11 protein-coding genes are annotated in these 10,529 nt (G+C 74.0%); 2 read left to right on the forward strand and 9 right to left on the reverse strand.

The features are described from left to right. The 8 genes from VMR86_22670 to asd form a co-directional block, all read right to left on the reverse strand. On the reverse strand, nt 1-1,325 hold a 1,325-nt coding region (locus VMR86_22670), incomplete at its 3' end, for a M81 family metallopeptidase (protein HTO09873.1). Nucleotides 1,326-1,328: 3 nt separating this feature from the next. Then, nucleotides 1,329-2,468, reverse strand: a complete 1,140-nt coding sequence (locus tag VMR86_22675; protein ID HTO09874.1) for an acyl-CoA dehydrogenase family protein — start codon at nt 2,466-2,468, stop codon at nt 1,329-1,331. 3 nt (nt 2,469-2,471) lie between these two features. After that, nucleotides 2,472-3,677 (reverse strand): FAD-dependent monooxygenase, encoded by a 1,206-nt coding sequence (locus tag VMR86_22680; GenBank protein HTO09875.1) that lies wholly within the window; start codon nt 3,675-3,677, stop codon nt 2,472-2,474. Nucleotides 3,678-3,679: 2 nt separating this feature from the next. Further along, entirely contained in the window at nt 3,680-4,714 is a 1,035-nt protein-coding gene (locus VMR86_22685; protein ID HTO09876.1) for an LLM class flavin-dependent oxidoreductase, read from the reverse strand. Between the two features lie 10 nt (nt 4,715-4,724). Continuing rightward, the gene (locus tag VMR86_22690; GenBank protein HTO09877.1) at nt 4,725-5,096 is read right to left on the reverse strand and encodes a GFA family protein; all 372 of its coding nucleotides are present in this window, start codon (nt 5,094-5,096) and stop codon (nt 4,725-4,727) included. Between the two features lie 14 nt (nt 5,097-5,110). Further along, entirely contained in the window at nt 5,111-6,415 is a 1,305-nt protein-coding gene (locus VMR86_22695; protein HTO09878.1) for a DUF1501 domain-containing protein, read from the reverse strand. 7 nt (nt 6,416-6,422) lie between these two features. Further along, nucleotides 6,423-7,808 carry a DUF1800 family protein gene (locus VMR86_22700; GenBank protein HTO09879.1) on the reverse strand — a complete coding sequence of 462 codons (1,386 nt, stop codon included), beginning with the start codon at nt 7,806-7,808 and terminating at the stop codon, nt 6,423-6,425. 92 nt (nt 7,809-7,900) lie between these two features. Next, nucleotides 7,901-8,746, reverse strand: a complete 846-nt coding sequence (asd, locus tag VMR86_22705) for an archaetidylserine decarboxylase (protein HTO09880.1) — start codon at nt 8,744-8,746, stop codon at nt 7,901-7,903. A gap of 89 nt (nt 8,747-8,835) precedes the next feature. Here asd and VMR86_22710 point away from each other — a divergent pair, with 89 nt between their 5' ends. Further along, nucleotides 8,836-9,288 (forward strand): PilZ domain-containing protein, encoded by a 453-nt coding sequence (locus tag VMR86_22710; GenBank protein ID HTO09881.1) that lies wholly within the window; start codon nt 8,836-8,838, stop codon nt 9,286-9,288. Between the two features lie 4 nt (nt 9,289-9,292). On the opposite strand, the gene VMR86_22715 is transcribed toward VMR86_22710, so the two are convergent. Then, on the reverse strand, nt 9,293-9,439 hold the full coding sequence (locus VMR86_22715) for a hypothetical protein (protein HTO09882.1): 147 nt from the start codon (nt 9,437-9,439) through the stop codon (nt 9,293-9,295). A gap of 134 nt (nt 9,440-9,573) precedes the next feature. Here VMR86_22715 and VMR86_22720 point away from each other — a divergent pair. Beyond that, on the forward strand, nt 9,574-10,529 hold a 956-nt coding region (locus VMR86_22720), incomplete at its 3' end, for a phosphoribosylaminoimidazolecarboxamide formyltransferase (GenBank protein ID HTO09883.1).

The raw sequence follows: 10,529 nt of genomic DNA on the forward strand, positions 1-10,529 counted from the left end.
GCGCGGAAGTGCTGCGCCGACTTCAGCGCGACGAGCTTGGCCCGGCGCACGTCGATGCCGTGCATGCGGAACACCTCGGGGTCGAACACCTGCTGGCTGCGCGACGAGACCAGCACGTCGACGCGGCCGATGCGCAGCCGCGCCATCGGGCCCAGGTTCAGCTCGACCCCGGCGAGCATGGCGCGCGGGCTCACGCGGCCGTGCGAGAGCGCGGTCACTTCGGCGCGCGCGCGCAGCGGCTCGCCGTGCAGGCGGTCGCGCTTGCCGCCCAGTGACACGTCGAGCTTCGCGCCGATGCCCGCGGCATGGGCGGCGCGCGCGACCTCCGGGTCGGCGATGAAGCCGAAGCAAGCGCCCTCGGGGTCCGCGTCGAGCAGCGCGCGCAGCAGGTGCGTGCCGTCGCCCGGCGCGCCGCCGCCCGGGTTGTCGCCCGCCTCGGCCACCACGATCGGCCGCCCCGGGAGTCCGAGGGCGCGCTCCACGGCCTCGACACAGGACAGTGTCACCGGCCGGAGCGACTCGCGCAGGTCCCACACGTAGCGCGCCAGCTCGCGCGCCGCGTCCTGCGCGAGCTCGGGGTCGGCGTCGGCCACGACCGCGACCGCGGCGCCCGCGAGCGGGGTGTCCGCCCAGGGGAAGCCGTGGAAGAACTCGCAGGCCAGCAGCCCGGTCCGGCGCGCCGCCTCGGCAAAGCGCGCGCGGATCGCCGCACCCGGGCCCGCGCCGGTCGGAGTGGGCGGCACGAGCAGCGGCAGGCGCTCGACGCGAGTCACCGGCCGCACGGCGCGCGCGGCGAGCGGGCGCAGGGCGCGCGCGGCCGCGACGCCGCGCTCCCAGGTGTCGACGTGCGGATAGGCGCGGCAAGGGAAGGGCAGGTCGAGCGCGTCGGCCATCGCCTGCGACACATTCCCGTGTAGATCGAAGGTGGCGACGAACGGCACGTCCGGCCCGATGCGCGCGCGCAGGCGAGCGCACAGCTCGCCCTCCGGGTCGTCGCAGCCCTCGGCGACCGCCGCCCCGTGCAGCGCCAGCGCGAGCGCATCGACCGGGCCGGCGCGCGCGAGCGCGAGCTCGAGCTCGGCGCACAGCCGGGCCCAGGCCCCCGCCTCGATCGTGCCCGACGGCTGCGCGCCCGCCGCGAGCAGCGGCACCCGCTCGGCGCCGATCTCTTCCAGGCCCGTGGCCAGCCCGCCGAGCGCGGTGCGCGTGCCCTTCGCGCGGCGCAGCAGCTCGCCCCCGCGAGTCACGCGGAAGTCGGCGAAGCGCGTCGGCTCCGGGCAATAGGTGTTGGTCTCGTGCTGGAAGCTGGCGAGCGCGACGCGCACGAGTCAGAGACCGAAGCTGCCCGGAAGCCCGAGCAGCGCGGCCCCGGCGCTGGAGAAGACGCCCTCCTGGATCGAAGCGTGCTGACTCAGCGTGCGGATGTCGCGCAGCCGCCGCTGCAGCGGCGACGACTCGTAGAGCGCCGAGCCGCCGCCCGCCAGGTAGCAGGCGTCGACCACGGCTCCTGCGCGCTCGACGATCCAGGCCGCGGCCTCGATCGCCGCCAGGCCGAACAACAGCGGAATCGCGCCCGCCTGCGCGTGCGCCCAGAGCTCGGCGGCGCGCTCGCGCAGGAGCGCCCGCGCCGCCGCGAGATCCGCGTGCGCGTGGCCGAGCCGGTACTGGAACAGCGGTGACTCGGGCAGCGTGGTCTTCGCGTACAGGCGCTGCTTCTTGGTGCCGGCGAAGGCGACCAGATCGGCGAGCGCGCCCTCGCCGATGCCCAGCGCGACCGCGGCGATGTGCAGCACGGCCTGCGGCAGCGCGCCCTGGAAGATCGGGCCCGGCAGCGTCGGCGCGCCGCCGAACAGCTGGAACACGCGCTCGGAGGGCACAAACAGGTCCGCCGCCTCGATGTCGTGACTGCCGGTGCCGCGCAGGCCCGAGGTGTGCCAGGTGTCGTGGATCGTCCAGTCACTGGCGCGCGCGAGCGCGCAGCGCAGCGTGCGCGGCTCGGCGCCGTCGTCGACCACGCAGTGGCCGAACAGCCAGTCGGCGTGCTGGCAGCCACTGGCAAAGCCCCAGCGGCCGGTGACTCGCACGCCGCCGGCCACCGGCGTGGCGCGGCCTTGGGGCGCGAACGCGCCCGCGATGATCACGTCCGGGCCGTCGGCGTAGAGCGCGTCGAAGCTCGCGGGCGGCAGGAGCGCCAAGAGCTGGGGTGACTCGGCGCCGATCATCACCGTCCAGCCGGTCGCCCCGTCGCCGGCCGCGAGCTGCGCCAGCACGTCGATCGTGGCGGGATACTCGAGCTCGAGCCCGCCGTGACTGCGCGGGACGAGCATGCGGAAGAAGCCGGCGCTCTTCAGCTCCTTCACCAGGTCGGGCGGCAGCCGGCGGGCGGCGTCGATCTCGCCCGCGCGCGCCGCCAGCCGCGGCGCGAGGTCGCGGGCGGCGTCGAGCACGCGCTGGGCATCGGTCGCCACGAGTCAGTCCTCCGCGAAGAAGTAGCGCCGGGCGGCCTCGTCGACCGGCTGGTCGGGCCCGCGCCCCACGATGTCGACCACGCGCCCCGGGTCGGCCGCGGCCTTGGCGAACACGCGTCCGCGCAGCGCCTCCGCCTCGGGACCGGGCTCGAAGAAGATCCGGGTCATCCAGTCTTCGAGCGTGTGCAGGCGATCGTAGTAGCGGTCGTGCTCGTCGGCGTAGGCGTGCAGCGCCGCGTCCCAGTCTTGCGAGGCGGCGAGCGCGTCGCGCAGCGTGCGCACGTCGCGCAGCGTGAGCGACATGCCGCAGCCCCAGACCGGGTCACTGCAGGCCGCCGCATCGCCGACCAGCGCGACGCCTTCACGCACCGGGTGCGTCACGCGCGAGTCGGCACCCTCGAAGCCGGCGAGCGGGCCGGCTGCACGCGCGCCTGCGAGCCACTCCGCGGGCACGCCCGCGGCGCGGAACGCGGCCAGGAAGTCGGGGATGCGCTCCTTGCCCGAGAAGCGAGTCACTCCGCTGTCGGAGCGGTAGGCCATGTAGCCGCGCAGCACGCCCTGGTCGCGCGGGAAGAGCAGCGCCTGCTCGTTCACGGGGAAGTTCCAGAAGGCGGCGCTCGCGTCGTCGGGGCCGGTGTAGCCTTCCAAGAGCACCCCCGCGAGACACAGCCGGTACGGGTCGCGCGTCTCCTGGAAGCCCAGCGCGGCGCGCAGCTTCGAGTCGCGCCCGTCGGCGCCCACGACCAGGCGCGCCGACTCGGTCGACACCTCGCCGCGCGCACCGCGGACGCGCACCTGCGCAGGCCGGCCGGGAGTGACCTCGGTCGCGTTGACCCCGCGCCGCACCTCGGCGCCCGCGGCGGAAGCCGCGGCCAGCACGGCCTCCTGGAAGGCCGGGTGCCCGACGCACAGCGGAGCGGGGAAGACGCTCCCGGTCGCGTCGTCGAAGCTGCGCCGGTCGAGGCGCATGCCGCCGATGTAGTTGTCGAGCCAGGGCGAGCGGTGCGCACGCGCGTCTGCCAGCGCGCTCTGCAGGCCGAGGTCTCGCGCCGCGGCCACGCCCCAGCACTCGAGATACTCGCCGCGCACCCGGTCGCGGAACTTCGTCTCGCGCTCGAGCACCAGCACGCGCGCGCCGGCCTTGGCCAGCGCGAAGGCGATGCCTGCGCCGCCCAGGCCTCCGCCCACGCAGATCGCGTCCCAGGCCAAGTCTAGGAGGCTCCGCGGAGCGCGGGCAGCACCTCGCGCTCGAGCAGCGTGCGCGAGCGCTGGGCCTCGGTCCGGTTGGCGTCGAACGAGGCGCTCGTGAGCACGAGCTTGCTGAGGCCGGTGCCGGCCAGCTCGCGCAGGCGCGCGACGCAGCTCTGTGTCGGGCCCACGACGGCAAAGCGCTCCAGGAAGTCGGCGTCGAGCGCAGCCGCATGCCGCGCGCGCCCCAGCGTGTGGTTCGGCCGGTCGTAGCGCGCGTGGATGCCCTCGAAGACCGCGCGGTCCTCGGGCGCCACGCCTTCGGCCGAGCTGCCGCGCATGCCCGAGAAGTGCGCGAAGGTGCCGACCCCGCCACGCACGAGCTCGCGCGCCACGGCCACGTCGGGGTGCGGCGCCACGTTGACGTAGGCCCCGAACTCGAGTGAGTCGGCGTCGAGCCCGGCGGCGCGGCGCGCCGCGCGCGCCTTCTCGATACCCCAGCGCAGCCGCTCCGGGCTCGCGCCCAGCGCAAAGGTGATCCGGTCGGCGATGCGCGCCGCCACTTCGATCACGCGCGGACCGGTGGCCGCCACGTCGATCGGCACGCGCGGCACACCGGCCGCGTCGAGCCAGCGCAGCCGGCTCTCGTAGCCGGCCACGTCGACCGCGCCGCCGCGCAGATAGGCCGCGAGGTCGCCGAGGAAGCGCTCGAACTGCGGCAGCGGCGCGGGCTCGAGGCCGATCTGGAACAGCGCCGAGTCACCGCGCCCGATGCCGAGCGTGGCGCGCCCGCCCGAGAGTGCCTGGATCGAGGCGATCGCCGAGGCCGCGGCCGCGGCGTGGCGCGTGACCGGATTGGTGACTCCCGTCGCGAGCCCGAGCTTGCGCGTGGCCTGCGCCGCCAGCGCGAGCCCCGTGAACACATCGCCGGTCAGGTTCTGCGAGTCCGTGAACGCGATGCCGTCCCAGCCGGCCGCTTCGGCGCGCGCCGCGAGCTCGCCGGCCTGCTTGGGCAGCGGCACCGAAATCGTCCAGATCTCGAGTGACTTGCCCGCCATGCCGCCTTTCTCAGTGCCCGCGGGCGGCGTGCGCCGCCTCCCAGTTCTTGCCGTCGAAGGACGTGAGCTCGAAGCGCCGCCAGGCATCGCCGTCGAGACAGCGGATGTTCACGTCGACCTTGTCCGGGTCCGAGCGCGGCGTGTAGAAGGGATGGATCCCGCACACGCGGCAGAAGCGGTGCTTCGCGACGCCGGTGTTGAAGGTGTACGTGTGGAGCAGCTCGCCGCCCTTCAGCAGCCGGAAGCGCTCGACCGGCACGATCAGGTGCAGGATGCCCTTCATCGTGCACATGGAGCAGTTGCACTCACTCCCGGCGAAGTCCTGGACCTCGACGCGGAAGCGCACCCCGCCGCAGTGACAGCCGCCCTCGAGGGTCTCCACGCCCGTAGATTAGCCTAGGGCGCAGGCAGGAAGTCGATCGGCAGGAACGGCGCGCCGGGCAGGAAGTCGTTGTGGTCGGCGCCGAGGAAGCGATCGATCACCGTCGCGTAGACGCGCCGGAAGTCGACCGTGAAGGCGGCGTTCCCGACGGCGTCCAGCGCGTCGAGCCCCGGCAGGGCCCCGTAGGTCCCCCCGACCACGGCGCCGCCGAGCGCGAACAGCGTGCCCGGTGCGCCGTGGTCGGTCCCGGCTTCTTCTCCACTGCCGCTCTGTCGGGGTCGCCGGCCGAACTCGGAGTAGGTCAGGACCAGCACGCGGTTCTGGATGCCCAGGGCGACGAGGTCCGCGTAGAACTTCGCGAGTGCGTCGCCGAGCTGGGCGAGTCGTTGCGCGTGCCGGCCCTCGGGCTCGGCGGCTCCCTGGAGCGAGTGAGTGTCGTAGCCGGGTTGGGTGACGTGGAAGAGCGCGATCCCCGACGCGGCATCGGGGAACAGAAGGTCGTAGCGCAGGAGCGAGGCGATCTCGTGCAGCGCCGCGTGGAAGGGCGTGGGCTCGGCCTCGAGCTGCGAGCCCCAGCCGCTGAGCTCGACCGCGCCCAGGATCGGCTCCTTCGAAAGCACGTCGGCGCCCTGGCGGCGCAGCTGCGCGACGAACGGCGAGTCACCGGCGTCGGGCGCGAGCTCGGCGGCCCAGGCCGGGCCGCGCGCCGCGAGATCGGGAAAGAGCGGATCGTCGGGCAGCGCGAAGCCGCGCAGCGTGCGCGCCGCGAGCGCGTTCGCGTGCGCGCCCGCGAACATCGGAACCGGCGCTCCAGCGAGCGACAGCGCCGGAGTGTCTGCCGCCAGGAACTCGGCATCGCTGTAGCGCCCGAGCCAGCCCGTGCCGGCGAAGCCGGCGGGGTCGCCTGCGAACCACACGGCGCTGGCGCGCGCGTGCGAGAGCGGCGCGCCCGGAAAGCCGACGCCGTTCACGACCGCCAGGTGCCCGGCGTCGTAGAGCGCCTTGAAGTCGGTCATGACCGGGTGGAAGGCCAGCGACGTGCCCACCGCGGGGTCGACACCGATCAGTGTCGCCGAGAGCTCGTTCGGCGAGATCGAGAGGTCCGGGCGGTAGAAGTCGTACAGGCTGCGCTGCGGGATCCCGACGTTGTTCACGGGCACCACGGTGTTCAGCGCGTCGTTCCCGCCCTGGAGCTGGACCAACAGCACGATCGGGTCCTCGGGCAGCGCGGCGCGGGCGCGCCGCGGCCAGGCGAGCACGTGCGCCGAGGCGACCAGCGCGGCCGACCCCGCGCCCTTCAGCAGCTGTCTCCGGCTCACGCGCACGTCAGTGCACCTGGTACTCGGGCAGGGTGAGCGCCAGGGCCACCAGCCCGCGCAGCTTGCGCTCGAGCCGCTCTTTCGACTCGAGCCCCACGGCGGTCGCGAGATAGTCCAGGAGCGCCTGCCGACCGGCCGCAGACGGCGTGACGTCGAGCCGGGCGAGCAGCGCGTCGACCACGGCCGCGTCGTCCCCGGCGGGTGCCGAGAACAGGCGCTTGGCATTGAGCGAGTACGTGCGCCCGCTGCGGCCCGCCGCGAGTGACTGCGCGAACTGCAGCCGCGCGAGGTAGGGACCGAGCGCGAGCCAGGCCTCGCCCGAGCTCCAGCCCTCGGCGGGCGGATCGAACAGCGCCATGCCCATGTCGCGCAGCGCGCCCGGCAGCGCCGCCAGGCTGCTCCTGGCCTCGAGCGCGCGCAGGCTCGCGAGCGTGAAGTCCACCGGCGTGCGCGCGGTCGAGCTGCGGGTCGCCGCAGCGTAGAAGTCGTCGTGCGCCAGGATCGCCGACACGAGCGCAGAGACCTGGTACTGACTCGCGACGAACGCGTCGGCCAGCTCGTCCACGAGCGCGAGCGGCGGCGCCGGCGCGGCCAGCCACTCCCACAGGCGGCCCGCCAGGAAGCGGGCCAGGGTGGGGCGGTCGTCCGAGTCGCGGTGCGCGAACAAGGCGTCGAGCACGTTGCGCTCCGGCGGCAGCTGCGCGCCGGTCTCGTCCTCGACGCCCAGGTTCCCCATGAGCTCGCCCGTGCGGCCCGCGAACACGTGCTTCTGGCCCGCATCGAACACGCCCGGCTCGACGTGCCCGAACAGGTCCTTCGGCCCCAGCCGGTAGCCGGAGAGAGCGCGCGCGAAGTCGTGCACGTCGCTCTGGCTGAAGTTCGGCATGCCCTGCGCATCGAGCGCGCCCAGCGCGTAGCGTTCGAGCAGCTCGCTGGCGTAGTTCTCGTTCGGCACCGGCAGGCCGCTGCGCACGCCGTCGCGCGCCTCGAGCATGGCCGCGTCGCGAGTCACTTCGTAGAGCAGCGTGCGGAAGGAGCCGAGCCCGAGCTGCCGGAACAGCGCGTTCTGGCGCGCGAGCTTCGCGCTGCTGGGCAGCGCGCTCCACGACGTGCCGAAGTGCGCGTGCCAGAACAGGGCGATCTTCTCGTGCAGGCGCCACCTGGGCGCGAGCATCTGCTTCAGCCACCAGACCTGCATCTTGGCGAGCGCCGCGTCGCTGTCCTTGCCCGCGGGCGGCCGCGAGCGGCGGGGCTTGGCGCCGACCAGCTCCGCGACGGCCGCGGCGCGGGTCAGGGGCGCGAAGTGAGTCAGGTCCTTGGGCGCCGCGCCGAACCCGGCCCTGCGCAGCAGGTGCGCAGCGTCGGCGCTGCCCAGGATGTCGGTGGCGGCCATGGCGCATCCCCTCGCGAGAGCGCATGCGTTCGCGCGTGCTCACTCATCGGCGGGCGCGCCGGGCGCTTGGTGCCGCGGGTCACAGGCCCGGATCACACGCGCAGGCGGCCGATGCGGGTGCCCAGGCGCAGGCGCGTGCCCGCGGGCTGCCCGGCCAGCTCGAGCGCCCCCGGGGCCGCCACGAGCACGATGCTCGAGCCGAACTCGAAGTGACCCCACTCCTCGCCCTTGGCCAGCGCGAGGTCCGCCGGGTAGCGCCGCTCCTCGCCGCGCGCGGCGCGCAGGTTCGTCTGGAGTCCGTCGAAGCGCAGGCGCACCTTGCCGACCAGCGTGGCGCCGACCGCCACCAGACACAGGAGTGAGTCGTTGGCGCGCGCGCGCATCATGACCGCGATGCGCTCGTTCTGCGCATACAGGCCGTCGATGCCGGTGAGCCCGAGCCGGTTCACCGGCCAGAGCGTCCCGGGCACGTAGCGCGCGCGCTCCACCCGCGCGTCGCAGGGCGCATGGAAGCGGTGGTAGTCGCGCGGCGCGAGGTAGAAGGTCGCGAAGCTGCCGCCCTCGAAGCGCGCCGCGTCGTCCTTGGAGTCCAGGAGCTCGGCGAGCGCGTACGGGCGACCCTTCACCTGCATGAGCTGGCCCGACACCACCTGGCCCGACTCACCCCAGGCGCCGTCGCAGGGCGCCACGAGCGCGTCGGGGGCGGGATCGATCGGGCGCACGCCGGGGCGGAGCTCGCGGATGAAGAAGGCCTGCAGGGAGGCGAAGGCCTCCGGCGGCTCGCGCATCTCGGACAGGTCGACTCCAACCGCGGCGGCGAACAGGGCGATCTCGGCGCGTACCAGCGGCCGCGGCAGGCGCAGCGCCGCGAGCCGGCCCAGGGCGCGCGACAGCGCATTGCGCGGCAGGAGGCGCAGGGCTTCGAGCGCGAGCGGCATGGCTGTGCTCTAGCAAAAGAGGTTCAAGCCGGCGCGCCGCTCTGCCGACCCGACCCTGGGAACCGCTCGCGGGGCGCACGTTCATGGCGATGAGAAAGAAGGCGAAGGGCACCGGCCGCAAGGCACGGAAAGCCGCGCCGCGCAGACCGAAGACCACGGCCCGGCGCAAGGCTGCGCGCAAGAGCTCACGAAAGACGCGAGCCAAGGCCAAGACCGTGGCTCACCCAGCCATCCCGCTGCCGCCGCCGCGCCCGAAGATCATCAAGTTCATGGACCTCGAGGCTGCGCCGCGTTGCCGCTCGCGGATCCCGGTCGAGATCGATGTGCACGGCCGCCGCGAGCGCGGCGCCATTGCCGACATGTCCGCGTCGGGCGCGCGCATCGTCGGGGTGCAGCTCGATCTGCCGGCGGGAACGCCGCTCCAGATCCGCTACGCCTCGGGGACCGCGCCGATCCTGCTGGCCGCCGAGGTCGTGCGCCGTACGGCAGACGGGTTCGCGGTCAAGATCCTGCCGGCGAGCGGGCTCGGCCAGCGCCGCTAGCGGCTCAGCCCGCGGCGCAGGTCAGCCACCAGATCCCGACCACGAGCACCGCGAGGGCGGCTTCGGTCAGGGTGGCGGCAATGCGTGCGGCCGGAAGGGCGGCGCCGTGCGCCTGCGCTCGTTCCAGCCGGTGAAGCTCGGTGTGACTCATCGGCCGGGCACTTGTGCAACGCGGGTGCCAGCCGCGGCGCGCGCTCCGGGCCCCGGGCGGCTCGGAGCTGCAGCAAGCGCGCTTCACCCCGCCGTGCGTTGAGGAACGGCCGCGCTTCCCGCATCCTCCGCGCCATGCGCCTCAAGTACGGCTGCAATCCCCACCAGAGCTACGCGGCGCTCGAGCCGCTCGACGGGGGCAAGCTCCCGGTCGAGCTCTTGAACGGCACCCCGTCGCTGATCAACCTGCTCGACGCCCTCAACGCCTGGCAGCTCGTGTCCGAAGCGCGCGATGCCCTGGGCCTGCCCGCGGCGGCGAGCTTCAAGCACGTGTCTCCCGCGGGCGCAGCGGTCGCGGTGCCGCTGCCCGACGACCTGGCGCGCGCCTACGAGGTGCGCGGCGAGTCACTGACTCCCGCCGCCACCGCCTACGTGCGCGCGCGCGGCGCGGACCCGAAGTGCTCGTTCGGTGACTTCGTCGCGCTGTCCGACACGGTCGACGAGCGCACCGCGGACTTCCTGAAGGGCGTGGTCTCCGACGGCATCATCGCGCCGGGCTACGACGCCAAGGCGCTGCGCACGCTGTGCGAGAAGAAAGGCGGCGGCTTCATCGTGCTGCAGAGCGATGCCGGCTACCGCCCGCCGGAGCGCGAGGCGCGCGAGGTGTTCGGCGTGCGCCTGGTGCAGGATCGCAACAACCGGCGCATCAGCGAGGCCGACCTGGCGAACGTGGTGTGCGGCGAGCTCGACGCCGCGGCCCGCCGCGACCTGCTGCTCGGGCTGATCACGCTGAAATACACGCAGTCGAACTCCGTGGGCTACGCGCTCGACGGCCAGATGATCGGCATCGGCGCCGGCCAGCAGTCACGCGTCGACTGCACCAAGCTCGCGGGCGCGAAGGCCGACACCTGGCACCTGGGCCGCCACCCGAAGGTGCTGGGCCTGCGCTTCAAGAAGGGCGTGAAGCGCCAGGACCGCATCAACTGGCGCGTGCGCTACATCGAGGGCGACCTGGTCCCGTCCGAGGAGCGCGAGCTGCGCGAGGCGCTGGACCAGCCGCTCGAGCTCCTGACTCCCGGCGAGCGCCGGGA

Source organism: Myxococcota bacterium, from assembly GCA_035498015.1.
Classification (GTDB): domain Bacteria; phylum Myxococcota_A; class UBA9160; order SZUA-336; family SZUA-336; genus VGRW01.